Source organism: Noviherbaspirillum soli (genome assembly GCF_015352955.1).
Taxonomy (GTDB): Bacteria; Pseudomonadota; Gammaproteobacteria; order Burkholderiales; family Burkholderiaceae_D; genus Noviherbaspirillum_A; species Noviherbaspirillum_A soli.
This window is the reverse complement of the sequence record NZ_JACYOX010000015.1, coordinates 12,190-34,808: the sequence shown is the minus strand read 5'-3', so window position 1 is coordinate 34,808 and position 22,619 is coordinate 12,190. Positions and strand designations below refer to the sequence as shown.

The following is a 22,619-nucleotide window of genomic DNA, read 5'->3' as shown; positions in this document are numbered from 1 at the left end:
GCACTACCCCGCCAACCGTCCCTCCTGTCCGTCCGCCCACCCGGCCGACGGGCTGCGGACATCCTAGATTGAGGTCCTGATGCCCCTTCCGAAACTACCGACCAAGCCTGCAACGCTGCTATCCCCGAGCGACTATCCCAAGGCGGAAAAAGGCAAGACCGTCAAGCCATCGATCAAGCTGCTTGAACCTGCCGCCACGCCTGCCCAGCCGGAACCGGCTCCCGTCACCCGCGCCAAGCTGCCCGAACCCGCCGCCAAATCGCGCCCGAAGGTATTGAAGGCGGTCGAAACCCGCGCCAAGTCCAGCACCAGCCGCGCCGCCGACAAGGCTGGCAGCACCAAGCTGTTCGTGCTCGACACCAATGTGCTGATGCATGATCCGACCTCGCTGTTCCGCTTCGAGGAACATGATGTCTATCTGCCGATGATGACGCTGGAAGAACTGGACAACCACAAGAAGGGCATGTCCGAGGTGGCGCGCAACGCCCGGCAGGTATCGCGCTCTCTCGACGCGCTGGTTGCCGACATCGATGACAATGCGATCGATGATGGCATCCCGCTGGCCAAGCTGGGCAACAAGGATGCCCGCGGCCGCCTGTACTTCCAGACCAAGCTGCAGAATATCGAGCTGCCTGAAGGCCTGCCGGTGGGCAAGGCCGACAACCAGATCCTGGGCGTGGTGCGCGCGCTCGAAGCGCAGTATCCGGGACGCGCAATCGTGCTGGTGTCCAAGGACATCAACATGCGCATCAAGGCGCGTGCGATGGGCCTGCCGGCGGAAGAGTATTTCAACGACCATGTGCTGGAAGACACCGACCTGCTGTACTCGGGCATCCTGCAGTTGCCGGACGACTTCTGGACCAAGCATGGCAAGGGCATGGAGTCCTGGCAGGAGAGCAAGAACGGCACCGGCTATACCTATTACAGGCTGACCGGGCCGCTGGTGCCGGCGATGCTGGTCAACCAGTTCGTCTACATGGAACCCAGCAATGGCGAGGCATCGTTCTATGGCACTGTCACGCAGATCAATGGCAAGACCGCCGTCATCCGCACCTTGCGCGACTACAGCCACAACAAGAACAGCGTCTGGGGCATCACTGCGCGCAACCGCGAGCAGAACTTCGCGCTGAACCTGCTGATGGATCCGGAATGCGATTTCGTCTCGCTGCTCGGACAGGCCGGCACCGGCAAGACCCTGCTGGCATTGGCCGCCGGCCTGACGCAGGTGCTGGAGACCAAGACCTATAACGAAATCATCGTGACCAGGGTCACGGTGCCGGTCGGCGAAGACATCGGCTTCCTGCCCGGCACAGAGGAAGAGAAGATGTCGCCCTGGATGGGCGCCTTCGACGACAACCTGGAAGTGCTCAACAAGTCGGACAACGATGCCGGCGAATGGGGCCGCGCCGCCACCCAGGACCTGATCCGTTCACGCATCAAGATCAAGTCGCTCAACTTCATGCGCGGCCGCACTTTCGTCAACAAGTACCTGATCATCGACGAAGCGCAGAACCTGACGCCCAAGCAGATGAAGACCCTGATGACCCGCGCGGGCCCCGGCACCAAGATCGTCTGCCTGGGTAACATCGCGCAGATCGATACACCTTATCTGACAGAAGGCTCCAGCGGGCTGACCTATGTGGTGGACCGCTTCAAGGGCTGGTCGCATGGCGGCCATGTGACGCTGGCGCGCGGCGAGCGGTCGCGCCTGGCAGACCATGCAAGCGAGGTGTTGTAACAGCAGGGGAAGCGGGCCGATACCCGCATAGAGACGACCTTACACGTCACTCAACGACAACCGGGCCGGCGAATGCGATTCGCCGGCCCGGTTCTTTTTTCAGGGCTGCGGTTTCCAGGTCATTGCAGACGACAGCACCGCGTCGCCATGCGTTCCCCGCGCACGCCTGGGTTAGAGAATCAGCGTGCCTATCCACCATGCAATCGCCGCCATGAAGGCCGAAGCCGGGATCGTGAAGATCCAGGCCCAGACGATGTTGCCGGCCACCCCCCAGCGCACCGCCGACATCTTCCTGGAAGCGCCAACGCCGACGATAGCGCCGGTAATGGTGTGGGTGGTCGACACGGGCACGCCCATCGCGGTTGCAAGGAACAGCGTGATCGCGCCGCCCGTCTCGGCGCAAAAGCCGCCGACAGGCTTCAACTTGGTGATTTTCTGGCCCATGGTCTTGACGATGCGCCAGCCGCCGAACAGCGTGCCCAGGCTGATGGCGGTGTAGCAGGAGATCACGACCCACCATGGCAAATGCTCATTGGGCGACGAGGCGCCGGCTGCGATCAGCAGCATCCAGATGATGCCCATGGTCTTTTGCGCGTCGTTGCCGCCATGGCCCAGGCTGTACATCGAAGCCGAGACCAGCTGCATGCGACGGAACCACTTGTCGACGCGACGCGGCGTCGAGCGCACGAACACCCAGGACACCAGCACCATCATCAGCGAGCCGAAGATGAAGCCCAGCAGCGGCGACAGCACGATGAACAGGATGGTCTTGAGCAGGCCGCCGGCAATCAGCGAGCCAGTGCCGGCCTTTGCAACCGCGGCGCCCACCAGGCCGCCGATCAGCGCATGCGACGAGGATGAAGGAATGCCGTAATACCAGGTAATCAGATTCCAGACGATGGCGCCTACCAGCGCGCCGAACACAACGTAATGGTCGACCACGGCCGGATCGATCGTGCCCTTCCCTACTGTCGTCGCCACTTTCAGCTGGAACACGAGAATAGCCACGAAGTTGAAGGCGGCGGCCAGGGCCACGGCGGCCTGCGGCTTGAGCACGCCAGTCGATACCACGGTTGCGATCGCATTGGCGGCATCATGGAAGCCGTTCATGAAATCGAATATCAGCGCCAGCGCAACGAGGAATGCGAGAGCATAAATGCTGATCTGTAGAGTTTGCATAATTGTTCTTGGGATTCTATTGAGGCAGGCAGGCGCCAGGGGATGGCGCACGCCAGAGAAGGCGGCATGCAGCCGCCGGCACCGGAAAACGTCAGGCGTTTTCGACGATGATGCCTTCCAGGATATTGGCCACGTCCTCGCAGCGGTCGGTCACGGTTTCGAGGATCTCGTATATGGCCTTGAGCTTGATCAGGTTGCGAACGTCAGGCTCGTCGCGGAACAGCTTGGACATGGCGGCGCGCATCACATGATCGGCGTCCGACTCCAGGCGATCGATCTCGGCGCAGATGGCGAGAATCTCGCGCGAATTGTCCATGTTGTGCAGCAGCGCGACGCCGGCGCGGACCTTTTCCGTGCAGGCCAGGCACAGTTCGGCGAGGCGCTTGGCTTCCGGCGTGGTGTTCTTGATGTCGTACAGGGAGATCGTCTGCGCCGCGTCTTCGAGCAGGTCGAGGATGTCGTCCATGCGGGTAATCAGCTGATGGATGTCGTCGCGGTCCAGCGGCGTGATGAAGGTCTTGTGCAGCATTTCCAGCGTGTTGTGGGTGACCTTGTCAGCCTGCTTCTCGATGCCTTCGATGGCATGCACCCGGTTTTCCAGATCATCGAAACTCGTCATCAGCGCCACCATCTCGCGCGCGCCCTTGACGCACAGGTCGGCATGCTGAATGAACAGCTCGAAAAATTTACCCTCGTTGGGCATCAGACGTCCAAACATGATTGTTTCTCCAGATAAAAAGGGGTGACAGCGTCCTTGCGTTGGCGAGAACAGCGCTTATTCGCTGCTGTACATCGGTGCATTGCCAACGTAGTTGTCAAACTTGGTGAACTGGCCAAGGAAGGTCAGCCGAACCGCCCCGATGGGGCCGTTACGCTGCTTGCCGATGATGATCTCGGCAGTGCCCTTGTCCTGGGAATCGGGGTTATACACTTCGTCACGATAAATGAACAGGATGACGTCGGCGTCCTGCTCGATAGCGCCGGATTCGCGCAGGTCGGACATCACCGGGCGCTTGTTCGGCCGTTGTTCCAGCGACCGGTTCAGCTGCGACAGCGCAATGACCGGGCAGTTGAGCTCCTTGGCCAGGCCCTTCAGGTTACGCGAGATTTCCGAAATTTCCGTTGCCCGGTTTTCGCCGGCCGAGTTGGCCGACATCAGCTGCAGGTAGTCGACGATGATCAGGCCCAGCTTGCCGCACTGCCGCGACAGGCGACGCGAACGGGCGCGCAACTCGATCGAACTCAGCGCCGGCGTCTCGTCTATGTAGAGCTGGGCATCGTTCATTTTCTGGATCGCATGGGTCAGGCGCGGCCAGTCCTCATCGGCCAGCCGGCCGGTGCGCAGCCTGTGCTGGTCGAGCTTGCCCACCGAGCCCAGCATACGCATGGCCAGCTGTGCGCCGCCCATCTCCATCGAGAACACGGCCACCGGCAGGCCGCTGTCGATCGCCACGTTTTCGCCGATGTTGATCGAGAATGCCGTCTTGCCCATCGACGGACGGCCGGCGACGATGACAAGGTCGCCCGGCTGCAGGCCGGACGTCATGCGATCCAGGTCGACAAAACCGGTTGGCACGCCGGTGATGTCGTTCTGGCTGTCGCGGTTGTAGAGTTCGTCGATGCGTTCGACGACCTGGGTCAGCAGCGGCTGGATTTCCTGGAAGCCCTGGGCGCCGCGCGCACCCTCTTCGGCAATGGCGAAGATCTTGGACTCCGCCTCGTCCAGCATGTGCTTGACTTCCTTGCCCTGCGGGTTGAAGGCGTCACCGGAAATTTCGTCCGCGACCGTGATCAATTTGCGCAGCACGCCGCGGTCGCGCACGATCTCGGCATAACGGCGGATATTGGCGGCAGATGGCGTGTTTTGCGCCAGCGCATTCAGATAGCTGAGGCCGCCGACCTCCTCGGCCTTGCCGGAAGAGGACAGCGCTTCATAAACGGTAATCACGTCCGCCGGACGGGAGTTGTTGATTAATTTGACAATATGTTGGAAGATCAAGCGGTGATCGAACCGATAAAAATCTTCCTGGCTAACGAAATCGGCGATGCGGTCCCAGGCAGCATTATCCAGAAGCAGGCCGCCCAGCACGGACTGTTCTGCTTCGATGGAGTGTGGTGGGACGCGTAGGGAATCGACTTGCGGATCGGGACGGCTATTCATGGCGCGCATTATACCTGCTCGCCGCTGGCCAAAGCAGCAGGCTAAAAATTCGCTGACCGAACTGTTTACTGTGCGATACGGCACTTGATAATTGGATGAGCCCTGTTTACATTGGCTGCTCCCTTCACTCGACGCCGCCCATGAGCCAACCTTACCGACTGGACAACTACACCCCGGATGAGAGCATCGGCTATCTGCTCAAACGCGCCGGCGGCCAATTGAGCACGACGATAGACCGCGCGCTTGCCGAGTTCGACATGACGCATGCCCAGCTCGGCATTTTTCTGCGCCTGCTGCACGGCCATGCAGATACTGCAGCCGACCTGGCACGGGAAATGGCCATCGATACAGGCGCGATGACGCGTGCGCTGGATCGGCTGGAAGAAAAGGGTTTCATACGGCGCCTGCGCAGCCATGCCGACCGCCGCATGGTGCAGGTAAGCCTGACGGACAAGGGCAAGAGCCTTGCCGACCAGATGACGCTGGTGGCCATCAACGCGCTGAACCATCACCTGCGCGACTTCACGCCCGAGGAAGTCGCGCAATTCAAGATCTTCCTGCGGCGGATGATAGGCAACAGCTGACTGGGCCGGCGCAGCGCCACCGCGGTGGACGGCAGCACGACAAGCCTAACGCGCAAAAAAAATGCCGGGAATCCCCGGCATTTTTCATCGGATCAGAATCCGACTATCAGGCGTGCTCGCCCTGCACTGCAACGGTCAGTTCCACAGCGACGTCGGTGTGCAGCGAAACGCTGACAGGATGCTCGCCGGTGGTCTTGATCGGACCTTGCGGCATGCGAACCTGCGCCTTTTCAACGGCAAAGCCCTGCTTGCTCAGTGCTTCGGCAACGTCTGCATTGGTGACGGAACCGAACAGGCGGCCATCAACGCCAGCCTTTTGCGAAATCTGAACGGTCAGGCCGTTCATCTTTTCGCCTTGGGCCTGGGCAGCGGCCAGCTTCTCGGCGGCAGCCTTTTCCAGGTCAGCGCGCTTGACTTCGAATTCAGCCACGGCGGCCTGGGTTGCACGGCGCGCCATGCGGTTAGGGATCAGGAAGTTACGGGCGTAACCGTCCTTGACGCGAACGACATCGCCCAGATTGCCCAGATTGACGACTTTATCCAACAGAATGACTTGCATGTTTTTCTCCTATTCCAGTCGTCGATTACGCGTTGTGCAGGTCGGTGTACGGCAGCAGCGCGAGATAGCGTGCGCGCTTGATCGCGGTGTCGACCTGACGCTGGTAGTGGGCACGGGTGCCGGTCAGGCGTGCCGGCATGATCTTGCCGTTTTCCTGGACGAAGTCCTTCAGGGTGTCTACGTCCTTGTAGTCCACCTGCTCGACCTTGGCGGCGGTGAAGCGGCAGAACTTCTTGCGCTTGAACAGGGGGTTCTGCTGCTTGCGCTTTTCCTTGAGCTTGCTCTTGTCGAATTTTTTACCGAATGCCATTTTAGGCTCCTGTATCTATATCACTGTGTTGGTTGACTGCCTCGAAATCGCTGACATGAAACACGAGGCTTTTACTGTTGCGACTCTTGCGAGAGAGAAATCCGGAAAACCGGTAGGTTCCGCCCAGGTCGGCATTGTGGAATCTTCCTGAAATCTCGCCGGCGGCAACCGCGGCGATTTCGAATTCCACCCGTCTGTCTATTCTTGCCTCGGTCTGCTGCGAGACATGCAGCAAACGGGCGGAGACGATCGGGATGCCTGCCGGGGTGTAGCGCAGAACCTCGCGCTCGGCAATTGTTGCAACAAACTGAAACTGGTTCACGCTCCGGGAATATCCCTTGCCTTAGGCAGCGCTGGCTTCAGCGCGGTGGCTCTTGGCGGCGTCTTCCTTCTGCACTGCCTTCATCATCGGCGACGGGCTGGTTTCAGCGCGCTTCATCTTGACGGTCAGGTGACGAAGGACGGCATCGTTGAACTTGAAGCCGGTTTCGATTTCGGCCAGGGTCTCGCTGTCGCATTCGATGTTCAGGCAAACATAGTGCGCCTTGGCAAGCTTCTGGATCATGTATGCCATCTGGCGACGGCCCCAGTCTTCAACGCGGTGAACGATACCGCCGCGGCTGGTAACGATGCCCTTGTAACGCTCGATCATTGCCGGAACCTGCTCGCTCTGGTCCGGGTGAACGATAAATACGATTTCATAATGACGCATGAAAACTCCTTTTGGACTGATTGAAGAATCGCCCACCCCGGCGTCAAGACGAGTGTGGGAAGAGGAAAACCCGCGATCATACTAGAAAGCCTGCATCGACTCAAGCCAATTAACTGCTGCGGCAATATTTTCCTTTAAAAGCTTTTAATTCACGGGGTACACGCTTGCTTTTACACAGCCACTGTATAAAAATACAGGCTGTCATTCCACACAGCTTTACATTCCGGCACCCCGCTTCTTACATTCCAGGTGTTTCCATGATTAAACTTACCGCCCGCCAGGAACAGATCCTCAAACTGATCCAGGATGCCATCGAGAACACCGGCTTTCCTCCTACGCGTGCTGAAATTGCCCAGATACTGGGCTTTCGTTCCGCCAATGCTGCTGAAGAACATCTGCAGGCGCTTGCCCGCAAGGGCGCAATTGAAATATCGCCGGGCACGTCGCGCGGCATCCGCCTGGTGGACGCCTCCCACGACAGAAGCGGCTTGCGCGGCATCATTCCGGCGCCGCACCCGGCAGTCATGCATCTGAGCCTGCCTCTGGTCGGTCGCGTGGCGGCAGGTTCCCCCATCCTGGCGCAGGAGCACATTGATGCGACATACAGCGTCGATCCGTCGCTGTTCCGCAGCCGTCCGGATTACTTGTTGAAAGTACGCGGCATGTCGATGCGCGACGCCGGCATCATGGATGGCGATCTGCTGGCAGTAAAGAAGGCGGACAGCGCCAAGAATGGCGAAATCGTCGTCGCCCGGCTGGGCGATGATGTCACCGTGAAGCGCTACAAAAAGTCTGGCTCGGTGATCGAGCTTCTTCCAGAAAACCCGGACTTTGAAACCATACGGGTACATCCTGGGCGTGAAGAATTCGCACTGGAAGGCCTTGCAGTAGGTTTGCTGCGCGCCTGGAGTTAAGGCAAGAATCTCGGGGCAAGCACTGGCTTTCTGGCTTGCCCCGTTTATTCCGGTTGCCCCGGCTGCTGAAGCACCAGCGCTTGGTCAACGGTTGTTAAATCATCTGCCGTTATACCGATCCCGTTCCATAACGCGCCAGATGGCTGACATGCGTTTCATAGTTAACCTGCTGGCCTGCGTAGCAAATCCAGCCTGCAATGCAAGGCTATCGAGAAATGCGGCGTCTTCGTGGCCTCTTTCCAATGTCCGCGCTATCCCGCCGGGATACGGTCCGGCAGCTCTTTCCCGGCTACCCGTTGATTACCCCGTCTGCCCCTCGTGCCGCCCGCCGCCTTCTTTTGCCGGCTCCTCACCCTGCTGCGCAACACCCGGCGTGCTCCTTCCCTGCCCTCTCCTTCCTGGCTCGGCCTGCAGGATCTGGCGGGCGATCCCGCGCAGGATATTCACCTCTTCAGTCTCAAGGCCGCCGCGGGCGAACATGCGCTTGATGCGCGGCATCAGCTTCTTAGGGCTGGCCGGGTTCAGGAAACCCAGATGAATCAAGGCCTGTTCCAGATGGCCATACATGCCGTCGATCTGCACACTGTCCGCCGATTCGCCGCGGAATCCGACACCCGCCTCCGGCAACGCATCGCCAACCGAGGCCAACCGGCATTCATAGGCGAGCACCTGCACGGCCTGCGCCAGATTGAGCGACGAATAGTCGGGATTGGCCGGGATATTAATCAGCACATTGCAGCGCTGCACCACCTCATTGGGCAACCCGAAACGCTCATTGCCGAACAGTACCGCCGCATGCAGGCCTTCGTTCGCCGCCAAATCGGCGGCCATGCCGCGCGGCGTGAGCACCGGTGGCGAATATTCCCTCAGGCGGGCGCTGACCGCGGCTGCAAAATTGCAGCCAGCCAGTGCCTCATCGACCGTTTCGACAAGCCGCGCGCCGGCCAGAATATCCTGGGCGCCGCTGGCGAATGCCACTGCCTCCACTTCCTGCAATGCATCGTCGCGCCGCGGGCGTACCAGCACGAGTTCGGAGAATCCCATGGTTTTCATGGCACGGGCGGCAGCGCCGATATTGCCCGGACGACTGGTTTCGACCAGCACAAAGCGAACGCGGTGGAAAAGAGACATACTGATTTTCAAGGCTTCATTTAAAATAGCGGGAATTTCGCGGACGAGCTGGCAAGCTGAACGAACCGAGCCAACCGGACCGCATCGCTCATTAATATTCTTTCCATGCGGTCCATTGCCTCACGAGGCATGCGCCATTTTAACGGAACCACTATGCATCCCATGATCAATACGGCGGTCAAAGCCGCCCGCCGCGCGTCCGCCATCATCAACCGCGCCTCCTTCGACCTCGACCGACTGCAGGTCACGGAGAAAAACCACAACGACTTCGTGACGGAAGTCGACCAGGCCGCCGAACAGGCCATCATCGAGGTACTGCGTAGCGCCTATCCGGATCATGCGATCCTGGCGGAAGAATCCGGCGCATCGGCCAACCTGCATGACGAGAATGAAAACGTGTGGATCATCGATCCACTCGACGGCACCACCAACTTCATCCATGGCTTTCCCCAGTACTGCGTATCCATCGCGCTCCAGCAGCGCGGCCAGATCACGCAGGCAGTGGTCTATGACCCGAGCCGCAACGACCTGTTCACCGCTTCCAAGGGCGCTGGCGCCTACCTGAATGAAAAGCGTATCCGCGTTACCCGCCGCGACAGGCTGGCAGACGCGCTGGTCGGCACCGGCTTCCCGTTTTCCAACATGGACGCGCTGGATGAATATCTGAAGATGTTCAAGATCATGACCGAGAAAACCGCCGGACTGCGCCGCCCTGGCGCGGCAGCGCTGGACCTGGCCTATGTCGCCTGCGGTCGCCTCGACGGTTTCTTCGAAAAAAACCTGAAGCCCTGGGACGCCGCCGCGGGATCGCTGCTCATCACCGAAGCGGGCGGCATCGTCGGCACCTTCGCCGGCGAATCCGACTATCTGTACAAGGGCGACATCATCGCCGGCAATCCGAAGATCTTTGCCCAGATGGTCGCGCACCTGTCGCAATTCTCCCGCTGATCCAGCACGCCAACGCACGGCTTCGGCGCGCCACTCTGGCGCGCCTGTTATACTGCGCCCCGCGGCACACTGCCAGTATGCTGCCGCTGTCGACTCCGACCCCTACTTCCCGATCCGTCTGCCGGCTACTGGCGCTCATGGCGGGCCGATCCATCCAATAGAGCTTTATGTCATTTAAAGAACTCGGCTTGTCCGAAGCAATCGTTCGCGCCGTTACAGAACAGGGTTACAACAGCCCCACCCCCATCCAGAAGCAAGCGATTCCCGCCGTCCTCGCCGGCGGCGATCTGCTGGCTGGCGCACAGACCGGCACCGGCAAGACCGCCGGCTTCACCCTGCCCATACTGCACCGGCTTTCCGGCGCGGGCGCGCAGCCTGCCTCGGCCGCACGGCCGATTCGCGCGCTGATCCTGACCCCTACCCGCGAACTCGCGGCGCAGGTGGAAGAAAGCGTGCGCATCTACGGCAAATACCTGAAGCTGACGTCGGCCGTGATCTTCGGCGGCGTCGGCATCCATCCGCAGATCAAGACGCTGAAACAGGGCGTCGACATCCTGGTTGCCACCCCCGGCCGCCTGCTGGACCATATGCAGCAAGGCACGATCGATCTGAAGAAAATCGAAATCCTGGTGCTCGACGAAGCCGACCGCATGCTGGACATGGGCTTCATCCGCGACATCCGCAAGGTGCTGGCCGCGCTGCCGCCGAAGCGCCAGAACCTGCTGTTTTCCGCGACCTTCTCCGACGAGATCAAGGCGCTGGCCGACGGCCTACTGGATTCTCCGGCGATGATCGAGGTGGCGCGCCGCAATTCGACCGTGGAAGTCATTGCGCAAAAAATTCACCCGGTGGACCGCGATCGCAAGCATCCGCTGCTGGCCCATCTGATCAAGGCCCACGACTGGCGTCAGGTACTGGTGTTTACCCGCACCAAGCACGGCGCGAATCGGCTGGTGGAGCAATTGGGCAAGGATGGCATCACCGGCATGGCGATCCATGGCAACAAGAGCCAGTCGGCGCGCACGCGGGCCCTGGCCGAGTTCAAGGATGGCAGCCTGCAGGTGCTGGTAGCGACCGATATCGCCGCCCGCGGCATCGATATCGATCAGTTGCCGCATGTGGTGAATTACGATCTGCCGAATGTGCCGGAAGACTATGTGCACCGCATCGGCCGCACTGGTCGCGCAGGCGCCACCGGCGAAGCGGTTTCACTGGTATGCGTGGATGAGCACATCATGCTGCGTGACATCGAGCGCCTGATCAAGCGTGAACTGCCGAGGGAGGTGATTGCCGGCTTCGAGCCGGATCCGACTGCACGGCCGCAGCCTATCCAGCTGCGCAGCGGTAACGGCGGCGGCAGAAACAATGCGCCGCGGGCCAATGCCCAGCCACGCTCAAGGACAGCGGCGGCACCGGCGGGCAGGACAGCCGGCAGCGGCACGGGCAATCGTGGCGCCGGGTCGGAAAACCGGCGCGGCGACAACCGCTCACGCAAGTTCGGCTAGTCCCTCATGCCGCAAAACAGCGCCGCGACAGCGGCGCTGTTGCATTACTTACTCCGCGTTGCGCGCCGTACGGCGTTTTCTGGCAGGCAGCGGCGCGATCGGGCTGTAGACGACATTCTTCAGTGTCCTGCCTTCGCGTGGCTGTGGAATCGGCAAACCCAGCATGGTCCTGACCTTGTTGATCGACATGCCAGTCACATCATGAATCCGCACCAGGAGTCCTGCCGAAACGCCAATCTTGTTGTTGCGCAGCTTGCTGATTACCGGCGGCGGCACCATTAGCTTGCGCGACAGAGCAGCATCGCTTGTCACTTTCAGGTTGGCCATCAACGCATCCAGCATCGGTCCATGGTTGCAGCTAGCAGACGAACCAGCCACCGATTCCAAGTCATTCATCGTTTTTTCCTTATCCGTTTTTTCAGGTGTCATTGCGCACAACGTTGCTGTTGCGTCCTGCATCGTGGGAACGCGAATTAAAGAATGAGAATCATCATTTATGGAAAACTGTTGTTTTCGACAAATAGCCTTTACGACTCATAACTATGTCCTCATGGAAACGACATGATAGGTCAAAGCGTTGAGAAATTCAATAATTTGACATATTTGTTATTTTTTATGAGAATTAACAAAATCATGAATGCGGAGTCCAATATGACTGAAGGTGTGTGCACTACCCAGCAAGCAGCAACGTTGCTCGGCATGTCGGTGACCTCTGTGCAGCATCTTGTCGAGTCGGGGGAAATCGAAGCCTGGAAGACCCGCGGCGGCCATCGCCGCATTCCACTCGCTGCCGTGCACGCCTACAAGGCGACCATCGGCAAGACGCCGCCTCAGGGTGATGAGCGTTTCACCGTGCTGATCGTTGAAGACAATCCGGTGCAACGCGGCATTTATGAGGCACAACTCGCCTCATGGCAGATGCCGATCGAGGTCAGGATGTGCGAGAACGGTTACAAGGCCCTGATCGATATCGCCGGCGTGCGGCCAGACATACTCCTGTTGGATATCGTCATGCGGGGCATAGACGGTTATGAGGTGATGCAAACCGTGATGTCCTATTCAGAGTTATCGGACATCAATATTGCGGTGCTGACCAGCCTCAGCCTGGAAGAACTGGACGCAAGGGGCGGTCTGCCCAAAGGCGTCACCTACTTCCCCAAGCCCATCGTCTACGAGGAATTGAAGGGTTATATCCGCGCCTGCCATGCGCAGAAGGCCAAGCGCGCGGCAGTGCGTTCACTGGTCTAGCTTCTTGGGGGACTGTCAGGCAATCGGTGACCCGGTCGACCGGATCAGCCACAAGCCGGTCTCCGGCCATTCCGCTGGCCGGGGAATCCGGCCTGGAGCTGGCACTTGGCCGCATGATGCCCGACGATGCCTGCGCGACTTTCGCGCGCCGGGCGGAGATGCCAGCCGTGGCGCGCCTGTCTGCCGCAGTCAACGCCAGCGCGCGCCAGTTCCTCCGCTCCGGTTCCTTTATCCCGATTTCGTCGCGCAGGTACTGGCCGCGCTCATGCACGGCGGCGCCGATCCCCACCGCCTGAAACTGGAACTGACGCTGATTGCCAAGGCGTGGAAACGGCGCCGCGACACGACTTCCCCGGCTTCTCATGGCTGCCCGGCATACCAGGACTGCCTGCCTGGCAAGCCGCTGCCGCAATCTGGAGCGTACTGCGCCATCCAGGGCATGCCCGGACCGCACTTTGCGTGATGCCCCAGTCTCCCTTTGGCGTAGCCGGTCGCATACAATCCTGTCTTTGGCCTGCTGCATCACGGCAGTGCCAGCCCGACACCCTTACTTTATTGCATGCAAGCACGCGTTCGGCCCAAGGCCGTGGCGCAACAGGCAAGCAATCGGACGGACACAGCGTTGAAACCCACTGAAAATACCAGCTTTCTGCAAAACATCGATAAACAGACGCCCATGATGCAGCAATACCTGCGCATCAAGGCCGCTTATCCGCACATCCTGCTGTTCTACCGCATGGGCGACTTCTACGAACTGTTCTTCGACGACGCCGAGAAGGCGGCCCGCCTGCTCGGCATCACGCTGACGCAGCGCGGCACGTCCAATGGCGCGCCGATCAGGATGGCCGGCGTGCCCTTCCATTCGGTGGACCAGTACCTGGCGCGGCTGGTGCGGGCCGGCGAATCGGTCGCGATTTGCGAACAGATCGGCGACCCCGCCACCAGCAAGGGCCCGGTGGAGCGCAAGGTGGTGCGCATCATCACGCCCGGCACGCTGACCGATGCCGACCTGCTGCCGGAAAAGGCCGAGCGCCCGCTGCTGGCGCTGTGCCGCCATGCCCAGCGCAAGACCATGTCGATTGGCCTGGCCTGGCTGTCCATGGCCAGCGGCGCGCTGCGCCTGCTGGAGTTCTCCGGCGAACCCGGCTTCGTGCAGGCGCGGCTGCGGCACGAACTGGAACGCATCGCGCCGGCCGAGATCCTGCTGGGCGAAGACTGCGATGCCGATGCCGAGTGGGTGGCGCATGCGACCACGGTGCCGGCCTGGCATTACGACGTGCCTGCCGGCGAAAAGGCCTTGCTGGCGCAACTGTCGTCGGCCACGCTGTCCGGCTACGGCGCCGACGGCCTGCATGCCGCGCTGGGCGCCGCCGGCGCGCTGCTGCGCTATGCGCAGTCGACGCAAAGCCAGAGCCTGCAGCATGTGCGCTCGCTGACGGTGGAAAGGGAAAACGAATTCATCGGCCTGGACGCGGCCACCCGGCGCAACCTGGAACTATCGGAGTCGCTGCGCAGCCAGGACCCCGGCCCCACCCTGTTCTCGCTGCTCGATCACTGCCGCACCACCATGGGTTCGCGCATGCTGCGCCACTGGCTGCATCATCCGCTGCGCGAGCGCCAGATTGCGCAGCGGCGCCATGCCGCGATCAATGCGCTGCTGCGCGCCGACGGCTGCGCCGGCCTGTCGGACAGCCTGTGCGACGTGCCCGACATCGAGCGCATCACCACCCGCATCGCCCTGCTGTCGGCGCGGCCGCGCGACCTGGCCGGCCTGGCGCGCGGCCTGCAGCAGCTGCCCGCCATCCGCGGCTGCATCGACAGCTGCCTGCGCGATGCGGACGCGTCGCTGCTGGTCAGCCTGGGAAACCGGCTGGCCACGCCGGATGCCTGCCTGGACCTGCTGACGCGCGCCATCATGCCGGAGCCGGCCGCCATGGTGCGCGACGGCGGCGTGATCGCGGCCGGCTTCGATGCGGAACTCGACGAGCTGCGGGGCCTGTCGCAGAATGCCGGCCAGTTCCTGCTCGACCTCGAAACCCGCGAACGGGCACGCACCGGCATTGCCAACCTGCGGGTCGAATACAACAAGGTGCATGGCTTCTACATCGAAGTCACCCACGGCCAGACCGACAAGGTGCCCGAGGACTACCGGCGCCGCCAGACCCTGAAGAATGCCGAGCGCTATATCACGCCCGAACTGAAGGCGTTCGAGGACAAGGCGCTGTCGGCTCAGGAGCGCGCGCTGTCCCGTGAAAAGCTGCTGTATGAACAGCTTCTGCGCGACCTGGCCGGGCATATCGACACCTTGCAGTCGGTGGCCCGTGCAATCGCCGAGACCGACGTGCTGATGTCCCTGGCCAGCCATGCGCTGCGCCATGGCTGGTGCGCGCCGCTGCTGGTCGACGAGCCCATGCTCGCCATCGAGCAGGGCCGCCACCCGGTGGTGGAAAACACGATCGAGCGCTTCATCGCCAATGACTGCGTGCTCGGCGACGACAAGCGCCTGCTGCTCATCACCGGCCCCAACATGGGCGGCAAGTCGACATACATGCGCCAGGTTGCGCTGATCACGCTGCTGGCCTATGTCGGCAGCTTCGTTCCCGCGGCCAGCGCCACCATCGGGCCGATCGACCGCATCTATACCCGCATCGGCGCAGCCGACGACCTTGCCGGCGGGCGCTCGACCTTCATGGTCGAGATGACGGAGTCGGCGGCCATCCTGAACGGCGCAACCGCCCAGTCGCTGGTGCTGATGGATGAAGTCGGCCGCGGCACCTCGACCTTCGACGGCCTGGCGCTGGCCTGGGCAATCGCCAGGCACCTGATCGAAACCACCCGCAGCTTCACCTTGTTCGCCACCCACTACTTCGAACTGACGCAGTTGCCGGAGGCTTATCCGTCCGCGGCGAATGTGCACCTGTCGGCGGTGGAGCACAAGGACAGCATCGTCTTCCTGCATGCGGTGCAGCCCGGCCCGGCCTCGCAAAGCTATGGGCTGCAGGTGGCACAGCTTGCCGGCGTGCCGCCGGCGGTGATCCGTGCCGCCCGCCGCCACCTGGCAGAACTGGAAGCGCATTCGATGCAGCCGTCGCCACAGTTCGACCTGTTCTCCGCCGCCCCGGTCGAACCGGAAGACGAGGCGCCGCCTGCGCCGGGCGCGCTGGCGCAGGCCGTGGCCGAACTCGATCCGGACGCGATGGCGCCGCGCGAGGCGCTGGACGCCCTGTACCGCCTCAAAGCGCTGTTGCAGCAAGAAGGCGAATGACTGCGCTGCATGCGCGCTGCATGGCGCTGATGCTGGCGCTGGCCCTGCCTGCGGCGCCAGCATCAGCCCAGCCCATGCCATTCAGCTTCGGCGCCATTGGCCATGTATTTCGCGGCGCGGCCGACGACGGCTTGATGCGCAAGGCCATCATCGAGAGCGACGCGGACAACCTAGCCTTCGTGGTGGTCAATGGCGTCAAGGCGGCGGATGAACCCTGCGGCGACGCGCTCTACGACCAGCGCCTGGCGCTGCTGTCCCAGGCCAAGAACGGCGTGGTGCTGTCGCTGGCTGGAAGCGACTGGGCCGACTGCAAGCGCAGCAATGGCCGTCCGGCGGCGATGGAACGGCTCACCCGGGTCAGGGACGTGTATTTTCAGGACGAGATGAGCTTTGGCGCGACCCGGCTTCCGCTGTCGCGCCAGTCGACCTCGAGCAAATTCCGCAGCTATGCCGAAAATGCGCGCTGGGAAGTGGGCAATATCGTGTTCGCCACCATCAACCTGCCGGCACCCAATAACCATTACCTGACCGATGCCGGCCGCAATGGAGAATTCGAAGACAGGCTGATCGCCAATCGTTACTGGCTGCAGCGCACCTTTACCTTCGCCCAGCGGGAAAAGCGGGATGGCATTGTCCTGTTCTGTGACGGCAACCCGGCGGTGCTGTCGGGACGCACCGGCGTACGAAGTCCGGACGGCACGCGGGATGGCTTCGTTGAAGTACGGCGCCAGATTCTGGCGCTGGCCGGCAGCTATGGCGGCAAGGTGCTGGTAGTGCATGGCAGCGCCCGCCTGCCGGCGCCGAAGAGCATCCGCTGGCGCGGCAATCTCGGGGAACTGGCCCTGCCGGCGGCATGGCTCAAGGTCAATGTCAGGCCGGATGACGCAACGCTGTTCTCGCTAAGCGAGCGTTAACCAAAAAGAAAAGGCCCCGCTCGCGGTTTCGTTTGCACGAATTGGCTGAGCGGGGCCGCCCGGGTGCCGGGCGTGAATGCCGGTCTAGTGGACCTGTATCGTACGGAAGGCGTCGCCTTCATCGTCGTCATCGTCGTCATGATGACCGTGGCCATGGGCGCCATGCACATGGCCATGCGCGATTTCCTCGTCCGTTGCAGGGCGGACCTCGGTCACATTGAGTTCGAAGCGCAGCGCCATGCCTGCCAGCGGATGATTACCATCCAGAACGACCTTGTCGTCGGCAATATCGGTGACGGTGAAGATCATTGTTTCCTCTTCGCTGCCCGAGTCGGGCATGCCCTCGAACTGCATGCCGACCTGCGTGTCTTCGGGAAAGCGGTTACGCGGCTCTACCTTGACCAGCTCGGCGTCGTATTCGCCGAATGCATCTTCCGGCTCGACCTGGATCTGGCCCTGATAGCCCTGCTCCTTGCCGTCCAGTGCGGCTTCGATTGCCGGCAGCGTGTTTTCGTAGTCGCCATGCAGATAGACCATGGGTTCGCTGCTTTCCTCGATCAGATTGCCCTGGGCATCCGATAATTTGTAGTGGACCGTCACTACGGTGTTCTTGGCAATCTTCATGACCCTTCCTTTCAGTGAATATGACGGCGATTATACGCGGCGCGTCGGATGCCATTGGGCTGACCTGCTGCTGCCCGTTTCCGGGATAATACCGCCATGAAAAAAATGACCCTGTTAGGCGATATCACGCCGGCCCAGTTCTTACGCGACTACTGGCACAAGAAACCTCTTTTGATCCGACAAGCGCTACCGGGTTTCCGGCCTTTGCTGCCAAGGGACGATTTGTTTGCGCTCGCCGCGCGGGACGACGTCGAGTCCAGGCTGATCACGCGCGACGGCGGCAAGTGGAACCTGCAGTCCGGCCCGCAGGCCACTCTCCCCGATCCGGCCCGCAAGGACTGGACGCTGCTGGTGCAGGGCGTGAATCTGCATGACGATGCGGCCGACGCCCTGCTGCGGCAGTTCCGCTTCATTCCCGACGTGCGGCTTGACGACCTGATGATCAGCTATGCCAGCGATGGCGGCGGCGTCGGACCGCATTTCGACTCCTACGACGTATTCCTGCTGCAGGCGCATGGACAGCGCCGCTGGCGCATCAGCGCCCAGAAAGACCTGTCGCTCGTGGAAGGCATGCCGCTGAAGATCCTGGCCAATTTCGAGGCGGAAGAGGAATTCCTGCTGGAGCCGGGCGACATGCTGTACCTGCCGCCGCATTACGCGCATGACGGCACGGCGGTCGGCGAATGCATGACCTATTCGATTGGCTTTCGCGCGCCGGCCTACCAGGAACTTGGGGAAGCCTTTTTGCAGTTCATGGCCGACAGCATCGACCTGCCCGGCCGGTATGCCGACCCGGACCTGTCGCCCGCGAAAAATCCGGCGGAAATCGGCAAACCTATGCTCGACGCCGTTGCCGCGGAACTGGCGAAGGTGCGCTTTACGGAAGACGATATCGCGATTTTCCTTGGCGAATACATGTCCGAGCCCAAGCCGGCTGTGTACTTCGATGCCCCGAGTCCTCTACTGCAGCCCGCCAAGTTTCGCCAGCGCGTGCTGAAAAAGGGTGTGAAGCTGTCGCGCAAGACCAGCATGCTGTATGCCGGCAAGCATCTTTTCATTAATGGCGAGTCATTCGCCATCGGTCGCGCCGATCGCAAGGCGCTACTGCTACTGGCTAATGAACGGTCGTTGAGCGGCGAGGAAGTGGCAGCAAGTTCGGAAGATGTCCAGGAAGCCTTGTACACATGGTACGAAGATGGATGGTTGTCACCGGGGTAATGCCGTTCGTAAACTTTTGTTACATAAAAGGCGGAGCAAAACCGGTTTTTGCGTTCGCCGGAGAAGTTGGCTTTATCCCAATGGCAAATGATTCCGCTATAATGGCTGGCTTAGGAAATCTGGCTTGTGCGGTGCATCATTGAATACCCGACACGGGCTCTGTATGCCTATCGAGCGATACCACCGGAAACCATTCGTCGTAAATTGCTAATCCACTGAGGAAATTTCATGAAAAAAACATATCTGATCGCTACCCTGCTGGCTGCTGTTGCTCTGTCTGCTTGCGGCAAGAAAGAAGAAGCTGCTGCTCCTGCGGCCGCACCGGCTGTTGAAGCGCCTGCCGCTGCTCCGGCTGCCGCGCCTGCTGCACCGGCTGCTGAAGCGCCTGCCGCTGCTCCGGCCGCTGACGCTGCTGCTGCACAAGCCGCTTCCGCCGCATCCGACGCTGCTGCAGCCGCTTCCGCTGCTGCTTCCGCAGCTTCCGAAGCCGCCAGCGCCGCTGCTGCCGCCAAGTAATCAGCCTAGCGATCTCAAACCGGCCTTCTGGCCGGTTTTTTTTCGTCTAGTGAAAGCGTTGAGAACCGCATGGGAACAGGAAGGCGGCACAGGCGATTGATCGGCCAGAGGCACGATGCACGCCTTCAGAGCGGCCTGGCGCTCAGGCTTCGATGCCGGTCCAGCCGAAGCCCTCGGCCTGACAGGCGATCATGATGTCGGGCCCGCCGCCAATGAGCACGCTCTCGAGCGCCTGGCGGGCCAGTTCAGGGGTATTGTTCTGCTGGCTCAGATGCGCGCCAACGATGCGCTGCAGCCGGCTGCGGTCGAGCGCCGCGAGGATATCGGCCGCGGTGTCGTTCGACAGGTGCCCATAGGCGCCGCCGATGCGCTGCTTGAGCGACCAGGGATAGCGTGAGTTGGCCAGCATGTCGCGGTCATGATTGCATTCCAGCACCAGCGCATCGCAGCCACCCAGCGCCTGCACCAGGTGCGGCGTGGACTGGCCGGCATCGGTCAGCACGCCCAAACGGGCCTTGCCGTCATCGATCACATACTGTACCGGTTCACGGGCATCATGCGGCACCGTGTACGGCGTCAGTTCGAGTTCGCCTATCTGCACGGCGTCGCCATCGCGACAGATATTGATGGTCACATCATGGCAGTCGCGCTGTACTGCCTGCCAGGTGCCGTAACTCAGCCAGACCGGCACCCGGTGACGACGGGCAAACTTGAACACGCCGCCGACATGGTCCGAATGCTCGTGGGTGACGACGATGCCGTTGAGCTCGCCCGGCAGCATGCCCAGGCGCGCCAGACGGCGTTCGGTTTCGCGGATACCGAAGCCGCAGTCCAGCATGACACTGGTACGGGCGGCGCCGGGCGCGGAACCGCCCGATATCAGCAGCGCATTGCCTTCGCTGCCGCTGCCCAGACTGGCAAATCTCAAACCCTTACCCGTCCTTACTTCAGTTGCTCGGTCAGCAAGGCCAGGATGCGATCGCCGGTCTTGGAGGTTTCCGGATTGCCTTCGTTGTTGAGCACGCTGACCTGGCTGACCTCGCCGGCCGGCTTGACCGAGATCTGGTAGCGCTGTGCCTGCTTGGACTTGTCATCCTTGGAGCTGGAGAAGAGCCGGCTCAGGAAGCCCTTCTGGGCGACCTTGCCATTGGCGTCCTGATTCTGGTCCACGTAGCGCACGTAATACACGCCCTGCGAGCGGTTGCGGTCTTCGACCGTGAAGCCCACCCGGTCCAGCGCCAGTCCGACGCGACGCCAGGCGCGCTCGAAGCTTTCGTCGACCTGGACCACGCCGCCGTTGGGTGCGCGTACCAGCTTGGCACGCGACTGATCGACTGGCGGGGCATTGGCGACCAGCGCCTTGGCGCGGGTATTCTCGACGCCCAGGCGTGCCAGCAGGCGCGACAGGAATTCGGCTTCCAGCTCGGGATCGGCCGGACGCGGCGTCCAGACGGTTCTTTCCTTTTCCACGCCGGTCAGCACTTCCTGCGCGCCGCGATGGCTGATGTAGACCTCGGTGCCGCCGTCGGCGGTGCGCTCGAACCGGGTGCGGAACTTGTCGCGCTCGCCGGTGGAGTAGAAGGAATCCAGCGCCTTGCCCAGCGTATTGCGCAGGAAGCCTTCGGGTATCTTGGCGCGGTTTTCCGCCCAGTCGGTTTCCATCACGCCCGCTTCCTGATTTTCGGAAGCGATCAGAAAGCCGGAGTCCTGCCAGAACTCCTTGACCTGCGGCCACAGCACTTCCGGCGCCATCTTCACCACCAGCCAGCGCTGGCTGCCGTCGCGTTCCACCCTGGCCTGCTCCGTCACGCGGGGCGCCACCGGCGTCGCCGTGGCGGACGCCGCAGGTGCAGCCGCCGTGGCGCTTTGCGCCATGTTGAAACCGGATGCGGTAGCGGTGCCGCGGTTGGTGGACTCGGGCAGTGCATAACGGTTATCACGCTGCAACTGGGTCAGGTCGGGAGGCACTTCCAGCGACTTGCCCTTGCTGACAGCGGTCGACGCGCTCTTGTAATCGATGCGTTCCGGTTCGAGCAGGGTGCCGAAGGAGGAATTGATGGAGCCGCAGCCAGCGAGGCTGGCCAGGGCGAGCGCATAAGCGATGCTGCGCTGCACGGTGCTGCGTTCTGCCATAGGGGTGATCTTCCGAGAGGTCATGGTCGTGCTGAATCAGAAAGAAGGGACGGCATGGCCGCCCCGGACCAGCAAAGCTGGCTATTGTAATACACCGGACTCGCGCAGCGCCGCACGCACCGTCTCGTGCAGGCCGTCGGCCAGCGGCACCAGCGGCAGCCGGATGCCATGCTCCATCAGGCCCATTTCCGCCATCGCCCACTTCACCGGCACCGGGTTGGGCTCGACGAACAGCTTGTTATGCAGAGGCAGCAGGCGGTTGTTGATGCGCACCGCTTCGGCGACGTTGCCGGCCATGGCGGCCACGCACAGTTCATGCATGGCGCGCGGCGCCACATTGGCGGTGACGGAGATATTGCCCTTGCCGCCGCACAGCATCAGTGCCATCGCGGTCGGGTCGTCGCCCGAATACACGGCAAAGGATGCCGGCGCCAGGCGGATCAGGTCGGTGTCGCGGCCGATGTTGCCGGTGGCTTCCTTGACGCCCACCACGCCCGGCACCTGGGCCAGGCGCAGGATGGTTTCATTGGACATGTCGGCCACGGTGCGGCCCGGCACGTTGTACAGGATGACCGGCAGGTCGACTGACTCGGCGATCTTCCTGAAATGCTGGTACATGCCTTCCTGGGTCGGGCGGTTGTAATACGGCACCACCTGCAGCGATGCATCGGCGCCGACTTCCCTGGCATAGCGGGTCAGTTCGATCGCTTCCGCGGTGGAGTTGCCGCCGGTGCCTGCGATGATGGGAATGCGGCGGGCAGTATGCTCGACCGCCACCTTGATCAGTTCGCAATGCTCTTCCACCGACACCGTGGGCGATTCGCCGGTGGTGCCGACGATGACGATGCCATCGGTGCCTTCGGCAATGTGCCAGTCGATCAACTTGCGCAGGCCGGGCAGGTCGAGACTGCCGTCGGCATGCATGGGAGTGACGATTGCTACGATGCTGCCCTGGATCAT

General features: G+C 61.8%; 23 protein-coding genes. 10 read left to right on the top strand and 13 right to left on the bottom strand.

Features of this window, described 5'->3' with window-relative positions:
- Window positions 1-79 precede the first annotated feature (79 nt).
- Window positions 80-1,738, top strand: a complete 1,659-nt coding sequence (locus IGW04_RS13000; RefSeq protein ID WP_194713510.1) for a PhoH family protein — start codon at window positions 80-82, stop codon at window positions 1,736-1,738.
- Window positions 1,739-1,909: 171 nt separating this feature from the next.
- Here the strand turns inward: IGW04_RS13000 and IGW04_RS12995 are convergent, their stop codons facing one another.
- The 3 genes from IGW04_RS12995 to IGW04_RS12985 form a co-directional block, all read right to left on the bottom strand.
- Window positions 1,910-2,917 carry an inorganic phosphate transporter gene (locus IGW04_RS12995; RefSeq protein ID WP_194713509.1) on the bottom strand — a complete coding sequence of 336 codons (1,008 nt, stop codon included), beginning with the start codon at window positions 2,915-2,917 and terminating at the stop codon, window positions 1,910-1,912.
- A 91-nt stretch (window positions 2,918-3,008) separates the two neighbouring features.
- Complete coding sequence (locus IGW04_RS12990; protein WP_194713508.1) at window positions 3,009-3,635, bottom strand: DUF47 domain-containing protein; 627 nt, start codon at window positions 3,633-3,635, stop codon at window positions 3,009-3,011.
- 57 nt (window positions 3,636-3,692) lie between these two features.
- Entirely contained in the window at window positions 3,693-5,087 is a 1,395-nt protein-coding gene (locus IGW04_RS12985) for a replicative DNA helicase (protein ID WP_194713507.1), read from the bottom strand.
- A 131-nt stretch (window positions 5,088-5,218) separates the two neighbouring features.
- Here IGW04_RS12985 and IGW04_RS12980 point away from each other — a divergent pair, with 131 nt between their 5' ends.
- A complete protein-coding gene (locus tag IGW04_RS12980; RefSeq protein ID WP_194713506.1) occupies window positions 5,219-5,662 on the top strand; it encodes a MarR family winged helix-turn-helix transcriptional regulator in 444 nt (147 codons plus the stop codon).
- Between the two features lie 106 nt (window positions 5,663-5,768).
- On the opposite strand, the gene rplI is transcribed toward IGW04_RS12980, so the two are convergent.
- The 4 genes from rplI to rpsF are packed head-to-tail and all read right to left on the bottom strand — an operon-like array spanning window position 5,769 to window position 7,243.
- Complete coding sequence (rplI, locus tag IGW04_RS12975; RefSeq protein ID WP_194713505.1) at window positions 5,769-6,221, bottom strand: 50S ribosomal protein L9; 453 nt, start codon at window positions 6,219-6,221, stop codon at window positions 5,769-5,771.
- Window positions 6,222-6,246: 25 nt separating this feature from the next.
- On the bottom strand, window positions 6,247-6,531 hold the full coding sequence (gene rpsR / locus IGW04_RS12970) for a 30S ribosomal protein S18 (RefSeq protein WP_194713504.1): 285 nt from the start codon (window positions 6,529-6,531) through the stop codon (window positions 6,247-6,249).
- Window position 6,532: 1 nt separating this feature from the next.
- Window positions 6,533-6,853, bottom strand: a complete 321-nt coding sequence (gene priB / locus IGW04_RS12965) for a primosomal replication protein N (RefSeq protein ID WP_194713503.1) — start codon at window positions 6,851-6,853, stop codon at window positions 6,533-6,535.
- A 21-nt stretch (window positions 6,854-6,874) separates the two neighbouring features.
- On the bottom strand, window positions 6,875-7,243 hold the full coding sequence (gene rpsF, locus IGW04_RS12960; RefSeq protein ID WP_194713502.1) for a 30S ribosomal protein S6: 369 nt from the start codon (window positions 7,241-7,243) through the stop codon (window positions 6,875-6,877).
- A gap of 257 nt (window positions 7,244-7,500) precedes the next feature.
- On the opposite strand from rpsF, the gene lexA reads away from it, so the two are divergent.
- Window positions 7,501-8,157, top strand: coding sequence for a transcriptional repressor LexA (lexA, locus tag IGW04_RS12955; protein ID WP_194713501.1), 657 nt, complete (start codon window positions 7,501-7,503; stop codon window positions 8,155-8,157).
- A gap of 300 nt (window positions 8,158-8,457) precedes the next feature.
- Here lexA and IGW04_RS12950 read toward each other — a convergent pair whose 3' ends face one another.
- Complete coding sequence (locus IGW04_RS12950; protein WP_194713550.1) at window positions 8,458-9,288, bottom strand: RNA methyltransferase; 831 nt, start codon at window positions 9,286-9,288, stop codon at window positions 8,458-8,460.
- A 153-nt stretch (window positions 9,289-9,441) separates the two neighbouring features.
- On the opposite strand from IGW04_RS12950, the gene IGW04_RS12945 reads away from it, so the two are divergent.
- Window positions 9,442-10,236 (top strand): inositol monophosphatase family protein, encoded by a 795-nt coding sequence (locus tag IGW04_RS12945; protein ID WP_194713500.1) that lies wholly within the window; start codon window positions 9,442-9,444, stop codon window positions 10,234-10,236.
- Window positions 10,237-10,403: 167 nt separating this feature from the next.
- Window positions 10,404-11,741, top strand: coding sequence for a DEAD/DEAH box helicase (locus tag IGW04_RS12940; RefSeq protein WP_194713499.1), 1,338 nt, complete (start codon window positions 10,404-10,406; stop codon window positions 11,739-11,741).
- A 48-nt stretch (window positions 11,742-11,789) separates the two neighbouring features.
- On the opposite strand, the gene IGW04_RS12935 is transcribed toward IGW04_RS12940, so the two are convergent.
- A complete protein-coding gene (locus IGW04_RS12935) occupies window positions 11,790-12,170 on the bottom strand; it encodes a hypothetical protein (RefSeq protein WP_194713498.1) in 381 nt (126 codons plus the stop codon).
- A 132-nt stretch (window positions 12,171-12,302) separates the two neighbouring features.
- Here IGW04_RS12935 and IGW04_RS12930 point away from each other — a divergent pair, with 132 nt between their 5' ends.
- The 3 genes from IGW04_RS12930 (at window position 12,303) to IGW04_RS12920 (ending at window position 17,168) form a co-directional block, all read left to right on the top strand.
- Entirely contained in the window at window positions 12,303-12,989 is a 687-nt protein-coding gene (locus tag IGW04_RS12930) for a response regulator (protein WP_323744853.1), read from the top strand.
- A 676-nt stretch (window positions 12,990-13,665) separates the two neighbouring features.
- Window positions 13,666-16,254: a DNA mismatch repair protein MutS gene (gene mutS, locus IGW04_RS12925; protein WP_194713497.1), complete on the top strand. Its 2,589-nt coding sequence runs from the start codon at window positions 13,666-13,668 to the stop codon at window positions 16,252-16,254.
- The gene (locus IGW04_RS12920; RefSeq protein ID WP_228527070.1) at window positions 16,251-17,168 is read left to right on the top strand and encodes a hypothetical protein; all 918 of its coding nucleotides are present in this window, start codon (window positions 16,251-16,253) and stop codon (window positions 17,166-17,168) included. Before mutS ends, IGW04_RS12920 begins: the two co-directional genes overlap by 4 nt.
- Window positions 17,169-17,252: 84 nt before the next feature.
- On the opposite strand, the gene IGW04_RS12915 is transcribed toward IGW04_RS12920, so the two are convergent.
- A complete protein-coding gene (locus IGW04_RS12915; RefSeq protein WP_194713496.1) occupies window positions 17,253-17,792 on the bottom strand; it encodes an FKBP-type peptidyl-prolyl cis-trans isomerase in 540 nt (179 codons plus the stop codon).
- 96 nt (window positions 17,793-17,888) lie between these two features.
- Between IGW04_RS12915 and IGW04_RS12910 the strand changes: the two genes are divergently transcribed.
- Window positions 17,889-19,010, top strand: coding sequence for a ribosomal protein uL16 3-hydroxylase (locus IGW04_RS12910; protein WP_194713495.1), 1,122 nt, complete (start codon window positions 17,889-17,891; stop codon window positions 19,008-19,010).
- Between the two features lie 228 nt (window positions 19,011-19,238).
- The gene (locus IGW04_RS12905) at window positions 19,239-19,526 is read left to right on the top strand and encodes a hypothetical protein (RefSeq protein ID WP_217344185.1); all 288 of its coding nucleotides are present in this window, start codon (window positions 19,239-19,241) and stop codon (window positions 19,524-19,526) included.
- A gap of 142 nt (window positions 19,527-19,668) precedes the next feature.
- Here IGW04_RS12905 and IGW04_RS12900 read toward each other — a convergent pair whose 3' ends face one another.
- The 3 genes from IGW04_RS12900 to dapA form a co-directional block, all read right to left on the bottom strand.
- The gene (locus IGW04_RS12900; RefSeq protein WP_194713493.1) at window positions 19,669-20,454 is read right to left on the bottom strand and encodes an MBL fold metallo-hydrolase; all 786 of its coding nucleotides are present in this window, start codon (window positions 20,452-20,454) and stop codon (window positions 19,669-19,671) included.
- 14 nt (window positions 20,455-20,468) lie between these two features.
- Window positions 20,469-21,659 carry an outer membrane protein assembly factor BamC gene (bamC, locus tag IGW04_RS12895; protein WP_228527069.1) on the bottom strand — a complete coding sequence of 397 codons (1,191 nt, stop codon included), beginning with the start codon at window positions 21,657-21,659 and terminating at the stop codon, window positions 20,469-20,471.
- A gap of 81 nt (window positions 21,660-21,740) precedes the next feature.
- The gene (gene dapA / locus IGW04_RS12890) at window positions 21,741-22,619 is read right to left on the bottom strand and encodes a 4-hydroxy-tetrahydrodipicolinate synthase (protein ID WP_194713491.1); all 879 of its coding nucleotides are present in this window, start codon (window positions 22,617-22,619) and stop codon (window positions 21,741-21,743) included.